Source organism: Christensenella tenuis, assembly GCF_014287795.1.
Classification (GTDB): domain Bacteria; phylum Bacillota; class Clostridia; order Christensenellales; family Christensenellaceae; genus Christensenella; species Christensenella tenuis.
The window spans coordinates 97,617-118,806 of the sequence record NZ_JACOON010000006.1 but is presented as its reverse complement, the minus strand read 5'-3'; the positions used below and the strand labels follow the sequence as shown (position 1 = coordinate 118,806).

Annotated in this window: 20 protein-coding genes; 13 read left to right on the top strand and 7 right to left on the bottom strand. The window is 50.6% G+C overall.

The window, feature by feature from the left end:
• Positions 1 to 35: 35 nt before the first annotated feature.
• The 4 genes from H8S18_RS11565 to H8S18_RS11550 all read left to right on the top strand — a co-directional run bounded on the left by H8S18_RS11565 (position 36) and on the right by H8S18_RS11550 (position 3,045).
• Positions 36 to 611, top strand: coding sequence for a hypothetical protein (locus H8S18_RS11565; RefSeq protein ID WP_186858429.1), 576 nt, complete (start codon positions 36 to 38; stop codon positions 609 to 611).
• Positions 612 to 695: 84 nt separating this feature from the next.
• Complete coding sequence (locus H8S18_RS11560) at positions 696 to 1,187, top strand: hypothetical protein (RefSeq protein WP_186858428.1); 492 nt, start codon at positions 696 to 698, stop codon at positions 1,185 to 1,187.
• Positions 1,188 to 1,201: 14 nt separating this feature from the next.
• Positions 1,202 to 2,356, top strand: a complete 1,155-nt coding sequence (locus tag H8S18_RS11555) for a DUF5050 domain-containing protein (protein ID WP_186858427.1) — start codon at positions 1,202 to 1,204, stop codon at positions 2,354 to 2,356.
• A gap of 116 nt (positions 2,357 to 2,472) precedes the next feature.
• Positions 2,473 to 3,045, top strand: a complete 573-nt coding sequence (locus tag H8S18_RS11550) for a C40 family peptidase (protein WP_186858426.1) — start codon at positions 2,473 to 2,475, stop codon at positions 3,043 to 3,045.
• Positions 3,046 to 3,128: 83 nt separating this feature from the next.
• Here the strand turns inward: H8S18_RS11550 and H8S18_RS11545 are convergent, their stop codons facing one another.
• The gene (locus tag H8S18_RS11545) at positions 3,129 to 3,344 is read right to left on the bottom strand and encodes a DUF6485 family protein (protein WP_186858425.1); all 216 of its coding nucleotides are present in this window, start codon (positions 3,342 to 3,344) and stop codon (positions 3,129 to 3,131) included.
• 336 nt (positions 3,345 to 3,680) lie between these two features.
• Here H8S18_RS11545 and H8S18_RS14710 point away from each other — a divergent pair, with 336 nt between their 5' ends.
• The 6 genes from H8S18_RS14710 to H8S18_RS11515 all read left to right on the top strand — a co-directional run bounded on the left by H8S18_RS14710 (position 3,681) and on the right by H8S18_RS11515 (position 11,258).
• The gene (locus tag H8S18_RS14710; RefSeq protein ID WP_243165138.1) at positions 3,681 to 4,115 is read left to right on the top strand and encodes a hypothetical protein; all 435 of its coding nucleotides are present in this window, start codon (positions 3,681 to 3,683) and stop codon (positions 4,113 to 4,115) included.
• A 57-nt stretch (positions 4,116 to 4,172) separates the two neighbouring features.
• Positions 4,173 to 7,958 carry an MBG domain-containing protein gene (locus H8S18_RS11535; protein WP_186858424.1) on the top strand — a complete coding sequence of 1,262 codons (3,786 nt, stop codon included), beginning with the start codon at positions 4,173 to 4,175 and terminating at the stop codon, positions 7,956 to 7,958.
• 436 nt (positions 7,959 to 8,394) lie between these two features.
• A complete protein-coding gene (locus tag H8S18_RS11530) occupies positions 8,395 to 8,547 on the top strand; it encodes a hypothetical protein (protein ID WP_186858423.1) in 153 nt (50 codons plus the stop codon).
• Positions 8,548 to 9,013: 466 nt separating this feature from the next.
• The gene (locus H8S18_RS11525; RefSeq protein ID WP_186858422.1) at positions 9,014 to 10,636 is read left to right on the top strand and encodes a putative polysaccharide biosynthesis protein; all 1,623 of its coding nucleotides are present in this window, start codon (positions 9,014 to 9,016) and stop codon (positions 10,634 to 10,636) included.
• Complete coding sequence (locus H8S18_RS11520; protein ID WP_186858421.1) at positions 10,627 to 10,992, top strand: class I SAM-dependent methyltransferase; 366 nt, start codon at positions 10,627 to 10,629, stop codon at positions 10,990 to 10,992. Before H8S18_RS11525 ends, H8S18_RS11520 begins: the two co-directional genes overlap by 10 nt.
• Positions 10,989 to 11,258, top strand: coding sequence for a hypothetical protein (locus H8S18_RS11515; protein WP_186858420.1), 270 nt, complete (start codon positions 10,989 to 10,991; stop codon positions 11,256 to 11,258). Before H8S18_RS11520 ends, H8S18_RS11515 begins: the two co-directional genes overlap by 4 nt.
• Before the next feature lie 46 nt (positions 11,259 to 11,304).
• On the opposite strand, the gene H8S18_RS11510 is transcribed toward H8S18_RS11515, so the two are convergent.
• Positions 11,305 to 11,970: a potassium channel family protein gene (locus tag H8S18_RS11510; protein ID WP_186858419.1), complete on the bottom strand. Its 666-nt coding sequence runs from the start codon at positions 11,968 to 11,970 to the stop codon at positions 11,305 to 11,307.
• 16 nt (positions 11,971 to 11,986) lie between these two features.
• A complete protein-coding gene (locus H8S18_RS11505) occupies positions 11,987 to 13,357 on the bottom strand; it encodes a TrkH family potassium uptake protein (RefSeq protein WP_330598770.1) in 1,371 nt (456 codons plus the stop codon).
• Between the two features lie 180 nt (positions 13,358 to 13,537).
• Between H8S18_RS11505 and spo0A the strand changes: the two genes are divergently transcribed.
• The 3 genes from spo0A to H8S18_RS11490 all read left to right on the top strand — a co-directional run bounded on the left by spo0A (position 13,538) and on the right by H8S18_RS11490 (position 16,075).
• Entirely contained in the window at positions 13,538 to 14,308 is a 771-nt protein-coding gene (gene spo0A / locus H8S18_RS11500; RefSeq protein WP_186858418.1) for a sporulation transcription factor Spo0A, read from the top strand.
• A 364-nt stretch (positions 14,309 to 14,672) separates the two neighbouring features.
• Positions 14,673 to 15,020: a PadR family transcriptional regulator gene (locus tag H8S18_RS11495; protein WP_186858579.1), complete on the top strand. Its 348-nt coding sequence runs from the start codon at positions 14,673 to 14,675 to the stop codon at positions 15,018 to 15,020.
• Positions 15,017 to 16,075 carry a hypothetical protein gene (locus H8S18_RS11490; RefSeq protein WP_186858417.1) on the top strand — a complete coding sequence of 353 codons (1,059 nt, stop codon included), beginning with the start codon at positions 15,017 to 15,019 and terminating at the stop codon, positions 16,073 to 16,075. The genes H8S18_RS11495 and H8S18_RS11490 overlap by 4 nt, the downstream gene beginning before the upstream one ends.
• 55 nt (positions 16,076 to 16,130) lie before the next feature.
• Here the strand turns inward: H8S18_RS11490 and H8S18_RS11485 are convergent, their stop codons facing one another.
• The 4 genes from H8S18_RS11485 to H8S18_RS11470 form a co-directional block, all read right to left on the bottom strand.
• Positions 16,131 to 16,778: an HAD family hydrolase gene (locus tag H8S18_RS11485; RefSeq protein WP_186858416.1), complete on the bottom strand. Its 648-nt coding sequence runs from the start codon at positions 16,776 to 16,778 to the stop codon at positions 16,131 to 16,133.
• An 86-nt stretch (positions 16,779 to 16,864) separates the two neighbouring features.
• On the bottom strand, positions 16,865 to 18,448 hold the full coding sequence (pckA, locus tag H8S18_RS11480; RefSeq protein ID WP_186858415.1) for a phosphoenolpyruvate carboxykinase (ATP): 1,584 nt from the start codon (positions 18,446 to 18,448) through the stop codon (positions 16,865 to 16,867).
• A 157-nt stretch (positions 18,449 to 18,605) separates the two neighbouring features.
• A complete protein-coding gene (gene rsmA, locus H8S18_RS11475) occupies positions 18,606 to 19,448 on the bottom strand; it encodes a 16S rRNA (adenine(1518)-N(6)/adenine(1519)-N(6))-dimethyltransferase RsmA (protein WP_186858414.1) in 843 nt (280 codons plus the stop codon).
• A 122-nt stretch (positions 19,449 to 19,570) separates the two neighbouring features.
• Complete coding sequence (locus H8S18_RS11470; RefSeq protein ID WP_186858413.1) at positions 19,571 to 20,998, bottom strand: 3D domain-containing protein; 1,428 nt, start codon at positions 20,996 to 20,998, stop codon at positions 19,571 to 19,573.
• Between the last annotated feature and the right edge of the window lie 192 nt (positions 20,999 to 21,190).

Sequence of the window (21,190 nt, the reverse complement as noted above, 5' to 3'; positions counted from 1 at the left end):
GAATAATTCTGATTTTGGACCATGTGGAGGTGTGAATGAAAGTGACTAGGGGCAAGGGCATTATTATCAGCCTAATCGTGATTGTCATTCTTGGAGGAATATTATGGGGTCTGACATGGATTGCCTATAAAGAGGAAAGCCGCATGATGTATGGCAGTAATAACGCCTACGTTAAGAACTATGCGGATGAATTGGGAACTTGGGGTTGGGGTATGTTTATTACGCCGGAGAAGATATTCCAGCGCTTTGGGCTACCAGAAGAAGTGAAAGTTGAGGATATTGGATACTCAAACAAGGAAATGGACATCAAGGTTCAGGGAAATACTTTTACTTTTATATTCAAGTCAACTAAAACACCTGAAGATATTTATAAAACAGATACACTCTATTCCTATGTGCTTGAGAGTGATACCATCAAGTTGGGTAATAAGCAGATCTCGGTGGGCAGCAGCCGTGAAGAGGTGATAGCAGCCTATGGGGAGGAAGGCATGGGGGAAGAACCGGGAACCAGCTATGCTGCGTCTGACTGGACAAGAGGATTCGCAAAATTTTATTATGACGAGAACGATATTGTGGAAAAAATAGAAGTATATCCCTATGGAATCATTTAAGCTGATTGGCAAACAGCACAGACAAGCAGCACCACGCAGTATTTGCAGTTCGACCAGACGAGGGACAGGGTGCATGAAGGGCTTGTGAACAGCTACAAGAATCATTATCTACCGTTACAAAAACCAAGCGTAGGCAGAATTCTTTTGGAATCAATTGATGCGAGCGCTAGTGCTGGAATAGGTATAGGCTTTAAAGCGGAAATTGTTAATGTAGGAATCGGTGCAGTAGCCAAAAGGGTCATTACAGTACAGCAGTCAAAAGCAGACATCTGGGCAGGGACGCAGGATAAAATTTCAGCGAGTGCATCGGCAGGACCAGCGAAAACAAGCTATACTCTCCAAGACTGGCAACACGAATTTTCGGATGAGTGTATATGCTGGGAATGGGATAATGAAGGGAAAACATGTCCGGCTTGGCGAAAAAGGAAGACATCCTACACACCGGATGGAAAGGATCTCTCGCATTCATTTAATATTATTTCTTTCGGAGCATATTTCTTAGTTGGAGTAGATGCTAGTGTTAGCATTAACCTTGATTATCTCATGGAAGAACTAGATAGATATTATATTGATTGAAGGATATGACGGTTATGAAACAAATAAATTTAAATGAAAGACAACGTCAAAAGAAAGTATCAAAATATATTTTAGCGCTTGTTTTACTTAGCATTGTAGCAGCGATTGGAACTGTAGCGTGGATTTATTTTACGATGGTAAGCGAAATTAAGCAGCAGAGGATTACGAACTCTAATCAGATTGAGCTGCAAACAGATGTTGCCCAGTATATACAACCAGACGTGCAAGAGAGCGTGAAGGAGCCGTTTTCCACCTTGGCGGTTTATGAGGATACGGTTTATTATATCAATGAAAATTATAACATATGCCGGTATAATATGCGGACGAAAGAAACCATGGTCAAAGAGCACATGAGGGTGGAAAAGTTTATCATCCATGACCATAAAATCTATTATCTGAACCGCAATGGCGAACAGTATGATTTATTTAGCATGACGCCGGATTTTGACCAGCAAGAGGATATAGCGTATATGCTCGGGGAACAGGATTATAGTTGGGATTTAATCGGTGAGGATATTTATTACAGCAAAAAAGGGAAGGGGTTTTGCAGGCTGAATCTTGACAGCCGGACAGAAACGGTGATTTTTTCTGGTGTTGCCAAGGATTTCCAAAAATACGGAGAAACATTTTTCATTAGTTCGCGGGCAAACGGTGAATTCAGGTCGTACCTTTATGGTGTGAAAGGTGATTATAAGGCAGAGAAAATCATGAATGCAGACGCGCGTTCATTCCATATAGTTGATAATGTACTGTATTTTACGAATAATGATAAGCTGTTTTCAATTGCATTTGAGGACGGGGAGATAAAACAGGTGGTGCAGTTGAATTCCAATCATTTGGAACTTTACGGGGATAAACTGTTTTACATGGATCATTATGGCGTAATTACGGAATATAATGTACGTTTTGGTGATAAACAAAAACTCTATAATGCTGATTCTTATGAGATGTTTGAAATTTTGGGGGATTCGGGAGATACAACGGTGCTGAAGGCATTATCATTGAACGGAGAAAGATCAATGCTTGTTACAGCCAAAGAAGATCCAGCAGAACGACGAGATATAATGAGTTTTCGCGGAAATCCGGTAGTAGTTTATCAGGATGGAATGATCTTTGTCTATGATGGCACACTTAATATGTATGATCTTAATCTACAGCCAATAGCATAATATTGATTGGAGCAGTGTGTAGCAGTGAAGACAGGGCTTGGGGGATGTAAGAGTGAAGGGCACGGGATTAAAAGATGCGGATTGATAAAAACATAGTTTCACGCAGGAGAAATAGCATGAAAAAGCTATGGTATGGAAAACGGTTATTGGGGAGTTTGCTTGTTGCGGCGTTGCTGCTTTTCCCCGGCGTGGCGCTTGCCTCCGGTGCGGGGGGCGGCGAGGCGCTGTCCGAAGAAGCGGCAAGGGGCCTGCTGACGGACGGGACGACGATGGGCGAAGCCGTTGCAAATGCGGCGCTCGGTTATGTCGGCACGCCGTATAGCCAAGCGCTTCGGGATCAAGAGGGCTATGTGGATTGCAGTTCGTTTGTGCAGCGCAGCCTGCGGGATGCGGGAATCGAAATTCCGGGGTATTCGGCGGCGCAGGCGGAATACTGCATCGAAAACGGGTACGTTTTAGGGGAAGGCGAAGCCGCCGTTGTGGGGGATCTTGTTTTCTGGAGCAAAACAGGCTGTGCCTGCGGGCGAACCCACGAAATCCACCACGTAGGGATTTATATGGGGGACGGAAAAGTCGCGGAGGCAAGCAGCTCAAAAGGTCAGGTTGTGGTGCGGGACCTGTGGGAAACGACCACATGGGAAATTGCCTTTTATGCCCGCCCGTATGCCGCGGAACCGGACGGGGAATAAAAAGCCATCGAAACAAATGTCTCCTGATGGAATAAATTTTTCTCTTTTGGCAGGAAATATCCTGCCATTTTTTATTGCGCTGTTTATTTTTGGGGATCACCCAATACAAGCCTTGCAAAAGCCTCAAAAGAATATTCGCCTTTGGAATATCCGCTGTCCAGCAGCCGGAAAAAGCAACTGGGAATCTCTTTTGCTTTCAGGTTCTTGTTGATGCACGGCGCGCAGCCCTTCCCGTGCCGGGATGGATGTAAAGGGCAGGCTGTGTCCCGGCAAGTACAAAATTCGCTTAAATGATCCATTGTGTCCTCCCGGATGTGGATGGGCAATGCTCTAAACGGCCATATGTCAGCCGCGCATCCACTAGATTTGACGAACCGGTTTGGGAGCGCATGCTCCATTTGTATTCCCTTGATTTAATTTACAATATCCTGCTTTATAAGGCAAGCGTCAATGTTGCCGTTATCCGAAAACTTTGTTGCATAAATAACCGCAATTCGTAAGGGGCTGTTAAAATGCAGTGCCTCCATTCATATTTTTTCACATAAATTGTCAAAAAAAGAAGCGTTTTTAGAAAAATGAGACCGATTTTGAGACCGCACACCTCTAAAATAAACCATATAAGAAAGGTATTATTTATGGCGGACGCGGCAGCAAAGAAAATCCAGGTTTGTATTGACGCATGTGGCTGCGGCGGGCTGAAAGGCCGCGCTTACCATCCGGCCCTCGGGCCGTTGGCCCGATTTTCTGATATCAACCAGTTATGGTCCAACCTGGAAGAAGTGTTCAATGCGATTGAATATCCCGCGGCCTCCACGAAGTGCCGCGCATTTGGAAGAAAAAAACAGGACAGCAAAGGAAATAAAGAGAGGCAGGCTATGGCACAGGAAAAGACGGCGGGTATATGTCCGGCCGGAAAAAAGGCAACGTTCATTGTGCAGGTAATGTATCGGCAGAACGCGACATGGCAAGGACAGGTAGTCTGGTCGGAAAAAAATGAAACCCGGCAATTCAGGAGTGCGCTCGAATTGGTCAAGCTGATCGACAGCGCAGTGGAAGAAAGCGGTTTGTAAACAGGGCGGGGAGAAAAATTTGGCCCCACAGTGTCAAAGGTGGAAAAGGAGTAAGCCATGAGAACAAGAAAAAGATATAAAATCAATTTCAAAAAAATACTGGTCTTTACGTTGGCAGTAGTATTTTTTGTGTCGGCGCTGAACATATCGGCATTTGCCGCGGAAGAAAGCGGCGTGCTGGATGGGGAGCGGGCTGTGCAGGATACTTCACAGACTGATGTGGAAATAAGCGTGGAACCTACTGTGGAACCATCCCCTTCGGCGAGCGCGGAACCGTCCGTCTCGGCGGGTGCGGAACCAAACGCTGTAGAAAGCATGGAACCGAGCGCAGCGCCGAATGCGGAAGTAAGCGCAGGGCCGAGCGCGGCGGCAGAACCATCTGAAGCTCCAACGGCGCCGGAAATGAATATGCTGGGAAAAGGCAAACCGGAGCCTCGAAAATATACAGTAACCTATAATTCAAACGGATATTTCACTGCGCCCAGCGATTCCGGAAAATACACGCAGGGCGAGGAAGTAACCGTGCTGGAAGGCGACAAGGCCGCGCACGATCAGAGCGGCAAACATGTTTTCATCGGCTGGAGCACGAGTAAAAATGACAAAATGGTCAATACGTCCGCGCAATACCAGCGGTTGATCGCATCAGGGCGGTTCTATGCGGGCGGCGATACTTACATCATGGGAAATGGCAGCGTAACATTCTATGCGGTGTTCGGATCAACGGCGGTCCCAGAAATCGATCCGAATCCCCAACCGGCCGCGGAAACGTCTCCCGCGACCTACTATATTCTGAAAGACGGGCTTACTCCGCCTGGGGATGCGAAACCCGATAAACCAGCAAACTATACGAAAGTGGGAACGGGTACCATTCTGAAATCTACTCCTGTCCCGGTATACAACAATACAGGGGACGGTATACTGCAATATTTGGTGGATATCCCGGATTGTTCGGGGCTGGTACGCGCGGGCGAAACGGTACGCTGGTATGTAGTGAAGTACGATGCTTCCGACGGCTACCATGTGGATGGCGTTGTCTATAAACAGGCCATACATCATACGGTTCGCTTCTATGACGCAGACGGTACGTCGCTGCTCGATTCCCAGACGGTGGAAGATAAGGAACCGGTGAATGAATACACTTACCAGGCTCCAAACGGATATGCGTTTGTGGGGTGGTATTTACTGGAAAATGGAGTCAAGACAGATAAGGAAGTGGTATCCGCTTCATTCGAACGTGTTTCCTCGAGCTTTGACGTCTATGCGAAAACCGTCCCTGTTTCAGAAATCACATTGACGGCAAACAGTGATAACAGCAAAATCTACAATGGATCCCAACAGACGGTCAGCGGATATACAGGCGTGCCGGAAGGCCTCACCATAACGGGCGTCAAAGCGCAGGGAAGCGGCACAGATGCCGGGATCTACACTGTAGCGTTCACCCAGAAAAATGCAGTCATCAAAGACGCAAATGGCAGGAACGTAACCGATCAGTATAAAATCGAATATGTTACGGGCACGCTGACCATCGGCAAAGCAGGCCTCACGGTCACGGCGGAAGACAAGACGAGGATGTACGGCGTGGAAAATCCGGAGCTGACATATACGCTTTCCGGCCTTAAAGGATCGGACACGCTTGCGGGCATCGGCCTTACGCCTTCCATCAGCACCACGGCAGCGGCAAGCTCTCCAGCAGGAGATTACCCGATCACTGTTACGGGCGATGCGGAAACAAAGAATTACGACGTAAGCTATGTAAACGGAACGCTGAAAATCACCAACAGCAATGTGTTGGCAGTGGCAGCAACGGCCTATAGCGGAACATATGACGCGGAAAGCCACGATGGGATCATCGGTGTATCGCCTTCCGTCGCAGGTGCGGAGATTACGTACAGCACAGACGGCGTAAACTATTCGCCGGATATGCCGCGGTTTACGGATGCGGGAAGCTATCCCGTCTATGTCAGGGCGGAAGCCCCGAACTATAACCCGGCAACGACGCGGGTGACTGCGGTCATCGGCAAAGCAGGCCTCACGGTCACGGCGGAAGATAAAACACGGGAATATGGGAAAGAAAACCCGGCATTCGACTACGCTGCATCCGGCCTTAAGGGCACAGATACGGCAGAGAGTATCGGTCTTACGGTGGCACTTGACTGCGCGGCAACCAAGACGTCTCCGGTCGGTCCATATGACATCGTACCCTCGGGAGCGGCGGAAACAAAGAATTATCTTATAAACTATGTGAATGGCACGTTAACCATAAAGTATAGCACAGCGCTTACCGTGGATGCGGAAGCGTACAACGGAACATATGATGCGGAAAGCCACGATGGGATCATCGGTGTATCGCCTTCCGTCGCAAGTGCGGAGATTACGTACAGCACAGACGGCGTAAACTATTCGCCGGATATGCCGCGGTTTACGGATGCGGGAAGCTATCCCGTCTATGTCAGGGCGGAAGCCCCGAACTATAACCCGGCGGCGACGCGGGTGACCGCGGTCATCGGCAAAGCAGGCCTCACGGTCACGGCGGAAGACAAGGAAAAGACCTATGGAGAGGATAATCCTGCGTTTACGGCAGCATACAGCGGATTTGTGAACGGAGAAGATGAAACAGTCCTCGCGGGCACGCTGACGTTTGACAGCACGGCGAATGCGGCGTCTCCGGTTGCGGATTATGCGATTGTGCCCAGCGGCCTTGAATCCGCGAATTACGAAATTACATTTGTAGATGGAACCTTGGCGGTGAATCCGAAAAACATCACGGTAACGCCGGCAAATGCACAAAAGGTTTACGGCTCCTCCGACCCGTTGCTTAACGCGGCGGTGGACGGCCTTGTGGGAAGCGATACGCTCGGTTTTACAGTAACCCGTGAAACGGGTGAAAACGTCGGGAAGTATGGCGTTCGCGTAACAGTGGAAAGCAATCCGAATTACGTAGTAGAGGCCGGGACAGCAACGTTCACAATCACACCGAAAGAGATTACTGTAACGGCAGACAATAAAACAAAGACGGAAGGGCAGGCAGATCCGGCCCTGACGGCGGTGGTAAGCGGACTCGCCGTCGGCGATAGGCTCCAATATAAGTTGGGCCGCGACGCGGGCGAAATGGCGGGAGCATACGCAATTCGCGTTATACCGGGCAGCAACCCGAACTACATTGTGAAAACAGTGAATGCAGTATTGACGATTACGGCAGCTCCGGCTGAACCGGCAACCCCGGTAACGCCCACAACGCCTACGACGCCTGATGCCCCGGCAGGCGGAACAACGGCAACGCCCACAGGCGGCGCAACGTCTGCGGCAGGCGATACAGTCACAGTTCCGGAAAGCCAGACGCCGCTTGCGGGCAGCGAAGGCAACAATAACACGGATGACAATGCGGAGCAAGAGCCTGTCACCATTAAAGACAATCAGACGCCTCTCGCGGGCGGAATCGGGCAGGCATCATGGGCGCTTCTAAACCTGATCTTGGCGATCGTCACGGGAATTATCATGATCGTACTGCTCATCGGTTATTTCTTCGGCAAAAAGAAGAAAGAGGACAAGGAAGACGAGGCGGTGCAGTCCCGTATGGCGCGCGGTGAAGACGGCGAAGAGCAAGGCAAATTGAAACGCAAGGGAATTATCCGGCTGTTGAGCGTTATCCCGGCGGTAGTTGCCATCATCGCTTTTATCCTCACGGAAAACATTTGGAATCCGATGGTGTGGATAGATAAATGGACGCTGCTGATGGCGGCGATTGCCATCGTACAGGTTGTCGTGGCAATCTTCACGAAGAAAAGCCGCAAGGATAAAGAAGACGAAGAACCGGAAGAAGGAATTCATGCAGAGCATGCATAAATAACCGGAATTTCAGAGAACAATACGGAAAAAGCGCGGCAGACGCCGCGCTTTTTCCGTTATTGCTATATCATAGAAGAAACGGAAGTCAAGATGCATTGCAGTCTGTTTCAGGTTTGCAGACCTTGGCATGCTATGGTTTGGGGTAACGCTGTACACTATAATTATAATTTGTTTGGGCTGATTCATGGAGGATCATCGAAGCGGCCTGCAAAGCCAGGCAGGACAAATGCGAAGGGTAATATGACCTTTTGGCTGTAGGACTGCGCGAACATCTCGATGTGGAAAAGATATACCGGATTTTGGAAAAAGGACTTAACGAAGCCTGATGGGTCCCGAAAAACCGGAACGGGATGGATCATGAGGGAAGAATGTCCCCGGAAAGACCGCAAATGGTTGCAAACTGTGGTATAATCTAAGTGTGGAGGGAGACATCATGGAATGTAAACAATGCGGCGCAACAATGTATGCCAGAACATCAAAGAAAGCCGCCAACGCAACGCAGGTCTACATCTGCCCCAAATGCAATACCATCGTATATGTTTGGCCGGACGGCGAAAAAAAGGAAGAGAAGGGAAATAGGGCCTGAAAAAGGAAATGGGGGCAGCCTTACAGGAAACGGCAGACAGCGGATGGCCGGCCGCCGGGTTTTATACATGGAATCGCCTTGATATACAAAAAAGGGTTCGAAAAAATCAGGAAACTGTTTTTCGCAATTTTTCGTTTCCTGCTGCGACTGCATTCAAGCATAATCCTGCCCCATATACAATGCGCAAAATAGCAGGATGATATGAGTTATAATAAAATACCTGTTTAATATAGTATTTTATAGATTCATCCAAAACTGCAATGTAAATATGGCATAATGGCAGGATCGCAAAAGAGAGCATGTTCGAGGGGCAGCTCGCGCGGCTGAGAAAAAATAGCGGCGGGAAATAGAAACTCCCATCCCTTTTCATTTCTGGAAGATGTGATATAATAATAGGCATGCCGGGGAAGAGCGTCTGCTTTTTGCCCGGCATGCCTATTACTTTGAATATTGATTGGAGTATTGTATGTCCAATACGACGAAAAGTTTGATTAAAAGCACGATGATTCTCGGCGCAGCCGGAGTTATCGTCAAGATCATTGGCGCGCTCTTCCGGATTGTGTTGACAAACCTCATCACCTTTAAGGGAATGAGCTATTACCAACAGGCGTTCCCGGTCTATTCTGCGCTTCTCATCATCTCTACGGTCGGCCTGCCGATTGCCATTTCACGGCTTGTTTCCGAACGCGTAACGATGAACGATTACCGCGGCGCATACGCGGTGTTCCGTACAGCGCGCTCTTTCCTCCTCATTGTCGGGCTTGCGACGTCTGTCCTCATGTTCGCCTTTGCCGGGCAGATCGCGGCGCTCCAACAGCTTCCGGATGCGAGTTATTCGCTGATGGCCCTTGCTCCGGCACTGTTTTTTGTCTCCGTAATGTGCGCGTACCGCGGCTATTTTCAAGGGCTCCAGAACATGAAGCCCACTGCGTTCTCGCAGATCATCGAGCAGCTTGTCAAGGTGGGAATGGGCCTCGCGCTTGCCTACCTGTTCCTTAAGTGGACGGGGCGGCTCGAGTTTGGCGCCATGGGCGCGCTGCTCGGCATCACAATTTCTGAAATTACAGCGCTTCTCTATGTGATGGGCGTTTTTGGGAAGGAAAAACGAAATATGCCGGCAGAAGTCCTGACAGCCTACAAAAGCAGGCTTTCATGGACGGAAGTAAAGCCTCTGCTGAAAAAAATACTTGTGATTGCCTTGCCGGTGACGGTGGCGGGGCTCGTGATGCCCATCATTACATTCGTAGACTCTGTCATTATTCCGCGCAGCCTTTTTAACCTCGGTTACGACCAGGATACGGTGCGCAGTATGTACGGCGCGCTCACGGGCGGAGTGCTGACGCTCATCAACCTTGCGGCGATTGTATCGCAGGCGCTGCAAATGAGTGTTGTTCCCGCAATCTCCGAAGCGCTGAAACTCGGGGACGGGCAGCGTGTGAAAGCCAACGTATTGCACGGCATCAAGTTTGCGTTCCTTGAAGGAATCCCGGTGACGGTGGCCTTCTTTGTATTCGCTTATCCACTCCTGCATTTTCTTTACCCCAGCGCGACGCAAGATGAAATGTCCCTTTCCGTAGGGCTTTTGATGACGATGTGCTCGGTTGCTGTATTCCTGCCCTTTATGCAGACCATGACGGGAATCCTGCAGGGAATCGGCAAGCAAAACCTCCCGCCGGTTTCACTCGCGGTAGGCGCGGGCACGAAGGTTGCCCTCAGCCTTTTTCTGATGACTTTCCCGCAGATCAACATTTACGGCGCGGTGATTGGTACTGTGGTATGCTATATCATTGCCGCGTGCATGAACTATTATTTTGTACGAAAATATACTGGTGTACGCATGAAATTCGGCGAACACCTTTTAAAGCCGGTCGCGGCGACCGCCGTGATGACCGCCGCGGCCTATTTGGTGTATTCGCTGATTGCGCCGTACTCCAATGCCGTTGGAGTCATTGCATGTGCAATTGTGGGCGTAATCGTATACCTGTTTATGCTGGTTCTTGTCAAAGCGATTACCGCGCGTGAGCTCGAACAAATTCGCGGCGGGAAAAAGCTGGCCCGCTTCCTGAAAAAGATACACGTATGGAAATAAGCGGCCCCGTCAAAGCGTTTGACGATCATAGCCGGGAATACGACGATTGGTTTTTGGAAAATCCGGCGGTATATGAAGAGGAGCTTGCGGCGGCCGGAAGTATGATCCCACCGGGGCTTAATAGCGTTGAAATCAGGGTGGGGACGGGACGTTTTGCCGGCCCCTTGCACATCGCAACAGGCGTGGAACCATCTGAACGCATGGCGGAAATTGCCCGCGGGCGGGGAATCGAGGTCTGCCGGGGAACGGCGGAGCAGCTTCCCTTCGAAAACGGGACGTTCGATTTTGCCCTGATGGGGGCAGCCATTTGTTTTTTAAAGATGTCCCGCGCGCCTTCCGGGAAGCGCATCGCGTGACCCGAAAAGAAGGCTTCCTCATCATTGCGATGATCGACCGCGAAAGCGCGCTTGGGCGCGCATGCCAAAAGAAGCAAAAAGATAATGTTTTTTATGGCAGCGCGTCTTTTTACACTGTGCCACAGGTGACAGAATGGCTTTGCGAAGCCGGGTTTGAACCTCCATCCGTTTGCCAGGCCGTATTTGAGAACGGAGTCCGGGGAGTAAAGCAGGGATGCGGGGAAGGCGGCTTCGTTGTGCTCAAAGCGCAAAAACAGTCAAAATGAAACCCAACAAAAAAGCATCGGCATCCGATGCTTTTTTCGTTTGATTTCAACGCTGCTTTTCCCCATGCCGCTCGAGCTTACCGATGCTTTCCTCTTCGCCGATCACCACAAGGATGTCGTCTTCGGCAATCACATCGCCGGGCAGCGGGCTTACATTGACAGCGTTTTCCGGCCCCTTGATGGCGATAATGTTCACGCCGTATTTTTTGCGGAAATCAAGATCAACAAGCGTCTGCCCCACCCATGCGGGATGTACTTCGATTTCGGCAATGCCGTAATCGTCCGAAAGCTCGATAAAGTCGAGGATATTGGAAGAGATTAGGTTATGCGCGACGCGGATGCCCATGTCCCGTTCGGGAAATACAACCTTATCCACACCCATTTTATAGAGCACCTTTGCATGCACTTCGCTTTGCGCTTTAACAAGCACAAGGTCAATCCCCTGTTCCTTGCAGATCAGGGCAGCCATAATGCTCGACTGGATTTCGCCGAGGCAAACGCAGGCCACGTCAAAATTGCGGATGCCGAGGGATTTCAATGCCTGTTCGTCCGTTGCGTCCGCCTGCACGGCGTGCGTTGCGAAGTTGATGGCCTGGTCTACTTTTTCTTCGTTGGCGTCAATGACCAGCACGTCCGCGTCCTGATCCACAAGCGTTTTTGCAACGCTCGTGCCAAACCGTCCAAGGCCGATTACCACATATTGCTTTTTCATATCGCTTCTCCTGTCGTTATCCGATCATTACCCGTTCTTCAGGGTAACGTATATTGCTTATATCCTGCTTGCTCATCCGTTTTGCAACCGCCATAGATACGGTAAACACACCAACCCTGCCCGCAAACATCGTGATGATAATCAGGATTTGGCTGATGGGGGAAAGGGCGTGCGTAATCCCCGTGGAAAGCCCCACTGTTGCAAAGGCTGAAACCGTTTCAAACAGCAGGTCCGCCGCCGAGAGGTGCGCTTGTTCCGTGATGCACAGCAGCATCGTAATAAAGCCCACGAATACAAATGCAATCGTGGCGATGGTAATGGCGCGCATCATCACGTCCTTATTCATCCGGCGTTTCATTACTACGGTGTCTTTTTTCCCGGTTACGATTGTCACCACAAGGAAAAGCAGCATCACCGCCGTTGTGGTTTTAATACCGCCGCCCGTGCCGGATGGAGAGGCACCGATAAACATGAGGGCTGTCGTTGCTATTTTGGACGCGGGCATCAGGTCTCCCTGCGGGATGGTTGCGTAGCCCGCGGTACGCGGCGTTACGGACTGGAACATGGCGCCAAGCACCTTATCTCCCAAAGAGACGCCCTCCGCACCCAGCGTACGGGGATTGTTCCACTCGAAGGCCAGGAAAAACAGGAAACCTGCAAGCACAAGTATACCGGAAGCAATCAAAACAATTTTTGTGTGTAGCTTCAGGCGGTATTTATGCCCGAGCAGCGCTTTGCGGTAAAGTTCCACCACTACGAAAAAACCAAGGCCGCCCACGGTAATGAGTGCCATAATGGTGATGGTGACAAGCGGGTCATAGGCATAGGATACGAGGCTGTTGCCCAACCCAAAAACATCAAATCCCGCATTGCAGAAGGAAGAGACCGAGTGGAACACGCCGTAATAAAGCCCGCGGGCAGCGCCGTATTCCGGGATAAACCGAAGGGAAAGAAGCACAATCCCCACAGCCTCCGTCACTGCCGTTACGATAAGCACGTTCCGCGTCATCCGCACCACGCCCTGCAAGTTTGTCTCGCCCAGCGAATCTTTGATCACCACCCGGTCTTTCAGGGTAATGCGCCTGCCAATCAGCATGTATACCATGGAGGTCGCCGTCATAAACCCGATACCGCCAAGCTGGATCAGGACCAGCATGACAATCTGGCCAAACAGCGAGAATGCCGTGCCGATTTCAAGCACGGAAAGCCCGGTGACGCATACGGCCGATGTGGAAGAAAAAAGCGCAGACAAAAAGCCTACCGATTCTCCTGTGGAAGAAGCTGCCGGCAGGCATAAAAGGATCGTGCCTATGAGTATCATTCCGCCGAACCCAAACACCAATATTTCCGCAGGATTGAGCGGCCTTTTCCGTCGTAAGATCCTCACTATAGATACCTCGAACTAAATCTCTGTACCATTATACACCCTTTCCTGTAAATGTACACCGCATTCCGGGGAAGCAATAAAAAATTGTGAAAAAATTTATAAAATATGGAATATTTTTTGGCTTTCATGAATATATGTTATAAACAGGTTGGTATACGGCCAAAGAAAGGGTGAAGAGAGATGTTGAAAGAGACGATTGACGTGTTGCTGGTGGATGATGATACGCAAACAGCGCATGAAATGAAGCAGTTCCTCACACAGCAAGAGGATGTTCACAAGGTAGACTGCGCCTGCTGTGTGCGTGAAGCCATAGAGTATTGCTCGCTCTGTCCGTACGATGTTGCAGTGGTTGACCTCGTGATGCCCGGTGCAGACGGATTCAGTTTCCTTGAAACAGCGGCAAAAAAAATGAAAGCGCCAAATACGATTATCGTGTCGGCAATCAGCAGCGAGGATGTAATCCGGCGGTCATTTAAAATGGGAGCAAAATATTATATGATTAAACCCTACCAGAAAGACGTATTGTACCGCAGGATTTGGGATGTCGTTCGTTTGGATGATGAAGAAGAGGAGCAAAAGGGGGAAGTCATCCGCAAGGAGGATAATCTTGAGCAGCGTATTACGGATTTGTTTTTGCGTATGGGAGTCCCGCCGCACCTGAAAGGATATCAGTACCTGAAAGAGGCTGTAAAACTCACCGCACAAGACCGCATGATTATTTACAGCATCACCAAGGAATTGTACCCAAGGATTGCGAAAACCTACGGCATAACGACTACAAAGGTGGAGCTTGCCATCCGGCACGCGGCGGAGGTTATGTATGACAGGGACAAAATGCAACACCTGCAGGAGGCGCTTGGATTCCCGCCGGGCATCAGCCGGCAAAAACCGACGAACGGGGAGCTGATCGCCCTGATCGCGGATAAGCTGATTAGTGAAAAAAATGAATAATTATGCGTGAGAATGTTTCACGTAAATGTTTCACAAAATGTATAATTGTGGATAAAGTGGATAAGTTTGTGGATAACCCAGTCTTAAAATAGGCCTTTCAGGGCGAATTATGAAAAAGCATGTGAATAAAGTGGATAACCAAAAATGCATAATGCATATTTATATGAATTATGCGGAGGAAAAAGAAGCGCCCAACATGCAAAAAAAAGAATGGTTTATGCGCCTTCCATTTATGAATATACGCAAAAAGAAACACCTGAAAAATTTTTTCGGGTGTTTTTTGATACTGGGCTTGACAATGATGTGTGGCGCACAGTATAATGCAGATATAGTGTGTATCGCACACTATTGGAGGTGACACATGATGGAAACACCGGAAGAAATTGTCAGCGGACTGACGCAGGAGTTACGGCGGGGAACAATCGTTATGTGCGTATTGAGCCAGCTTGCGGAGCCGCAATATGGGTATTCCCTTGTGCAGCGGCTGTGCGAGGCGGGAATGCCCACTGAAGCGGGAACGTTATACCCGCTGCTGCGGCGCTTGGAAAAACAAGGGCTTCTCGGGAGCGAATGGGAAACAGGCGGGGCCAAACCGCGCAAATATTACGCAATCACGCCAATGGGGAAAGAAGTTTATAAACGTTTGTGTGCCCAATGGCAGGAGATGGAGCGGGTAATCGGGCATATGACGGATGGGGGAGAAGAAAAATGACGACAGAGGAAATGATCGAACGGTATATTTACGATGTAGTGCGCAGGTTGCCTGCGGACCAGCGGAACGATACGGGCTTGGAACTGCGGAGCCTGGTGGACGATATGTTGGAGGAACGCGGAGACAATGAAAAAACACGGCAGGAAAATGCGGAGGATATCCTGCGCGAGCTTGGGGCGCCCTCCGCTCTCGCGGGGAAATACCGGGGGGACAAAAAATATCTGATTGGCCCTAAATATTATGAGCAATACTGGTTTGTGCTCAAAATTGTCCTCATCGCGGTTACTGTGGGAATGGTAATTGCGGCAATTGTGCAGGGAGTTGCGTGGATGATCGATGCGCCCGCGGCAGCGGGCACGCAGTATGTGGGAAGCGCCGCGCTCGGCGTGGGAGAGGCGATTGGCAACACCGTGCTGGGGCTCGTGCAGGGGTTTGCCTGGGTGACGCTTATCTTTGCGTTGGTTGAACGTTATTCGGTGAAGCTCGACCTTAAGGAATCATCGGGAAGTGCATGGAAACCGCAGGACTTAAAAGACCGTCCGATTCCATCAGAAAAAGCGGTTGTCAAAAAAGGTGAATCCGTTGCGGGCATCGTGTTTACGGTTGCCGTTATCATTCTCTTCAACCTGATTCCCTACCTCATGGGCCTTTGGCTTACGGATGGGGAAGGCGTTATGCACTCCGTTCCCCTCTTCAACCTGGAGGCGCTGCCCGCTTTCCTGCCGGTGCTGAACGTCTGCTTTGCCCTCGGCATCCTGCGCGAAACCCTGCGTGTTGCCATCGGACGGCATACACTGTGGCTTGGCATTGTCACCGCCGTGCTCAATATGATCGCCCTCGGGCTTTCCTGTGCGGTCTTTTTCGATCCGGGCGTGTGGAACCAGAATCTGATTGATCAGGCGGCGGCTATCAATACAAATTTTGCCGGAGCAGCCGCGCAGCTTAACATATTTTGGGAATATTTCACGAAGTTCTTCGGCTGCATCCTGATTTTTGCTTTCGTACTGGACAGCGCGGAATCTCTGTACAAGGGGATCCGCTACGGGAGGGTATAAAAATAGAAGCATTCAAAAAGCAGTGCATGCGCACGGCTTTTTTCGAACCGGAAAGCTACAGCAGCTCACGGAAGCTGCGAATATAGTGATCCGCAGCCTCCGGAAGCCCGTCCTGCTCGTCGAAAGACCACGGCTCGTATACGCCGCAAGTGGCAAATCCTCCGGTTTTTGCACCGAGTACACCCGTGCGGATATCCTCAAATACCATACAGTCCGCAGGCTCTACGCCAATACGCTCCGCAGCGAGCAGGTATACGTCGGGAAAGGCCTTGCTGCGTCCCGCCTCGTGGGATGAAACGAACGCGTCGAACAGTTCATAGATCCCGTTGCGCTTAAGAACCGGTTCATACAAGTAAGCGGTGAGCGCGGTAGCCACGCCAAGTTTCACACCGGCATGCTTCAGCCGCCGGAGATATTGCCCTGCGCCGTCCTTCAGCGTCACGCCATTGCTGTAAATATCATGCGCCATGCCATTCCATTCGGCAATCAGCTCTTCCGGGCGGTCAGGAAGGTTCAATGTTTTAATGGCATAATTTGCCGCATCCATGGAAAACATCGGGGTTATGGTTTCCACATATCCGGCGGGCGCGCCCAGGTGCCGTTTTTTCAAAAATTCCTTATTGACGTCCGACCAGACATACATGGAATCGAGCAGCGTTCCATCCAGGTCAAAAATCGCGCCCTTGAAGCCTGAAAGTTTCATGTCATCCTCCTGCTTGCGGTTTTTGTCCGATACAAAAATGCAGTGGGAATTTTCCCACTGCATTCTGGGTATCATTGGATCCTGGCTCAGCCTTTCGGGCCTGCGTCCACGATATGCTTCGGCATATTCGGATACTTCTTGGAGAAGTTGTCTTCGAACATTTTTGCCAGCTTCTTCGCGGATTCATCGTAAGCCGCTTTGTCTTCCCATGTGTCGCGCGGATTCATGATTTCATCCGGAACATCCGGGCAGCTCTGCGGAACATCCACGTTGAACACCGCGTCATGCTTGAATTCGGCATCTTCGAGCGTACCGTTCAAAGCGGCAGTGATCATTGCACGTGTAAATTTCAGCTTCATACGGCTGCCTACGCCGTAAGGGCCGCCGGACCAGCCAGTGTTTACGAGATATACTCTCGTATTGTATTTGGCAATTTTCTCACCCAGCATTTCCGCGTAAACGGAAGGATCCATCGGCATGAACGGAGCGCCGAAGCAGGTAGAGAAGGTCGGCTGCGGCTCGGTAACGCCGCGTTCCGTACCCGCCAGCTTGGATGTGAAGCCCGTTACGAAGTGATACATCGCAGCGTTTTCATCGAGACGGCTGATGGGCGGAAGTACGCCGAATGCGTCTGCCGTCAGGAAGATGATAACCTTCGGAACGTCGCCGACGCCCGGAATTGCCGCGTTAGAAATGAAATCGACCGGGTAGCCCACACGGGTATTTTCCGTAAGGCTGCCGTCGTTGAAGTCGGGCGTACGCGTCTCAGGATCGAGGATCACGTTTTCCATCAGTGCGCCGAAACGGATTGCACCGTAAATTTCCGGCTCTCCTTCGGGATCGAGGTTAATGGTCTTTGCATAGCAGCCGCCTTCGAAGTTGAAGATGCCGTGTTCGGACCAACCGTGCTCGTCGTCGCCGATCAGCTTGCGGTTCGGGTCAGCCGACAATGTCGTTTTGCCCGTGCCGGAAAGGCCGAAGAATACAGCCGTGTCGCCCGTCTCGGGATCCATGTTCGCCGAGCAGTGCATGGGCAGCACGTTTTCTTTTGGCATCAGGAAATTCATAACGGAGAATACGCTTTTTTTGATTTCGCCTGCATACTGGGAGCCTGCGATCACAACGAGTTTCGCTTCATAGTCGATCATGATGGCGGCTTCGCTGTTTACGCCGTCTTCCTCGGGGATACACTTAAATCCGGGCGCGGCGATGATCGTGAAATCAGCGTCGCCGTAGGAAGCAAGCTCGTCCGCTGTCGGACGGATCAGGAGCTGGTGGATGAACAGGTTTTCGCTGGCCAGCTCGTTTACGATGCGGAACTTCTTCGTGCAAGCCGGATCCGCGCCCGCAAAGCCGTCAAAAATAAAAATTTCACGGTTTTGCAGGTAAGCAACCATCTTATTTTTAATCGCGTCGAATTTCTCCTTGGTGATCGGCACGTTTACGCTGCCCCAGGCAATATCATCATGAACGCCGGGAGTGTCGACAATAAATTTGTCCTTAGGCGAACGTCCCGTATATTTTCCCGTTGTCACCGTAAGGGCGCCCTTGTCGCTCAGCACGCCTTCGCCCCTTCTCAAAGCCGCCTCTACCAGCAGGGCGGGGGAAAGGTTGCGGTGAACCGCCGTAGGATTCAGAATTCCCAATTTTTCCAGACCGTAAGTCTCCATCAGTGTACCTCCTAAAATATGTTTTCAATAATAATTTTGTGCAGTCTCAAATCGCCAAAAGGCGGTATGGGATACAATTTGAACGTACCCCATATTATAGTTATTCTATAAATACCCCTTTAATCCTTCCTGAAAATAAAAAAAGTTGTGAAATTTTTTACAATTTTTGAAAAATTAATTTTGCAATATCGCAAAATTGGCTGGGTGAAAGCTCTTGCGCCCTTGCATTTGGATCTATTTTGCAGGATTCCAAAATAAATTTTGCGTTACTGCCGGCGAGCGGTTTGAGGTTGTTGTAGATGGTTTTCCTGCGCATGGAAAAGGCCGCGCGGATCACCGCGGTATAGTCGCTGCGGGCCACGCCGCATGCGGGACGCGAGAGCTCCATGCGGATAATGGCAGAGTCCACGTCGGGCGCGGGATAAAAACAATTGCGCGATACGGTGAACAGTGTTTCCGGCTGTGAAAAATACAGGCAGGATGCGGTGAGCGCGCCATAATCGGTGTCCCCCGGCCGGGCAGACAGGCGCTGCGCGACTTCCTTTTGTACCATTGCAGTGATGGAACGTACGGGCGCCCCGCTTTCCAAAACCTGCATCAGGATTTTACTCGTAATGTAGTAGGGGAGGTTGCCGCATACATGAAAGGGACTGCCGCCAAAATAGTCTGCGCACAGGCCCTTTAGGTCGTATTTCAGAATATCTCCTTCAAGGACCGTGACGTTTGGAAGACCGGCCAGCGTTTTCCCGTGCAGGGCAAGGAGGCCGCGGTCAATTTCCACGGAAACAACCTTTTTGGCGCGCACGCTGAGGGCGCGCGTGAGCGCGCCGAGGCCCGTACCGATTTCAAGTACGCAGCGGTCCGGCGTAAGCCCTATGCTGTCCACGATCTTCTGCACAATATTTTCATCGCACAGGAAATTCTGCCCAAACTTTTTCAGCGGAGAAAGATGGTACTCCGAAAGCAACTGTGTAATTTCCCGCGGGGAAGTGATATTCATAAGTGCCCCCCATATCGTGCCTTCCCTGCCAGGAAGGGAGAGCCTCCGGCCGTCAAACTGCATGCCGCCCGGAGGTACAGATAAAAAAGCGGCGGGCAGGTGCCCGCCGCCGTGAAATCCCGTCAACCGATCACATAGACCGTAACGTTCTTTTTTCGCCCGAAGCTGTTGCACACGTCGTCATTTTCCTGCTCGCCCATGTAGATATCGATCACATTGCCGCCCATGCCGCCGCGGTCCTCAACGACATATTCGCCATAGCCCTCGATATAGATTCTCGTGCCAAGCGGAAGCGAGTTGCATGCAACCGTCCTGCCCGCTGCGGGATAGGTGCCGGATGAAGTTTTACTGCCGCTGTTGCAGTACGAGCAATATGCGGTCAGCTGCATTTTCATGCCCTTGCTGCCATCGAGGTCGGCGTCGCTCGAACCGCCGCCGGACGAGGAGGACGATGAAGATGAACTGCTGCCGCTGCCCTTTGATGAACTTCCGGATGAAGAAGACGATGAAGACGAACTTTTTTTGGTTGTCGTTTTCTTTGTCGTTTCCTTGGGCTTTTCAGGCTCGACATACGTACCGATTGCCATCACTTGATCCACCGGCTGCTGCACTACATCCTCGGAAATCGAATCCTGGGAAATCAGCACGCCGTTTTTATAAATCTGTTTATAGGTGATGCGGAGCACACCCTCTTGTCCCTCCTGGACGATTTCATGTTTGCCTTTGGCCAGATTCGGGTCTTCCTTCGTGGTATTATCAAACGGAATCGCCTGATCCTCCGTTGTTTCCTGCGTCGTAACTACAATATGGTCGATAATCATGCCCGAACGTACGATGGTATCCGGCGAAGGATATACTTCGTCATTTTCCGCAGGAACGATGCCCGCCTTGTCGAGTGCATCCTGTACGGTATGCCCGGCCACAATGCTGACTTCCTTTTCTGTGCCGTTGCTTTTCACCGTAACCGGAACCGCACGGTAAATCGTAATGGTTTGCCCCTCGTAAATCTCTGCGCCAAGCTCGGTGGATACCACGTCTTCCTCGCCAAGCTCCACTGCGTTGTCCTCGAGGAATTCGCCGACCGTCTGGGCGGTGGTCTCACACTGCAGCTCGCGGCCGTTGTCAATCAGCGTAATGGGCGTACCGGGTTTGGCAAACGTGGTCTGTACGGCAATCAGTGAAACGGCTACCACCGCAACACACACGAGGGAAGTTGTCCGCAGGAGCGTATCATGGAAAAAGCCGCCCGTTTTTTTACCGTTCCTGTTGCTTCTGCCCGAACGCAAAACCCTGCCGCTTCCCGCTCCCTGCTGGGCAGGTTCCTGCTTTATGCATGAATTTTTAGAGCGCTTTACATGGAACGCGCCAAAAGAAGAAAGCAGCCCCTCGAGTTTGCCGGGGCCCTTGCTGCGCGAACGCCTGCGCCCCGTTACGGGCGGTAATTCGTCGTCCGACGCCACACGGCGGTTTGCCGTATAAAGAATCCGGTTATATTTTGTTTCGGGATGGACCGAAAGATCCAAATCCTTTTTTCGTTTTCCAAAAGGCATAAATTTCCTCCGTCTTTTCGCGGAATTACCCTATCCCGCAAAACGTATGGGTATTATACTCCAAAAGTCCGCAAAAGTCAAACGGGCGCGCATGTGCGGAAATGGCTCTGCAAAGCATATTTTGTATAAAATAAATCTGCATGGAACACGGGTATGAACAAAATGTAACGTTTTTGCAATTATTGTGAAATA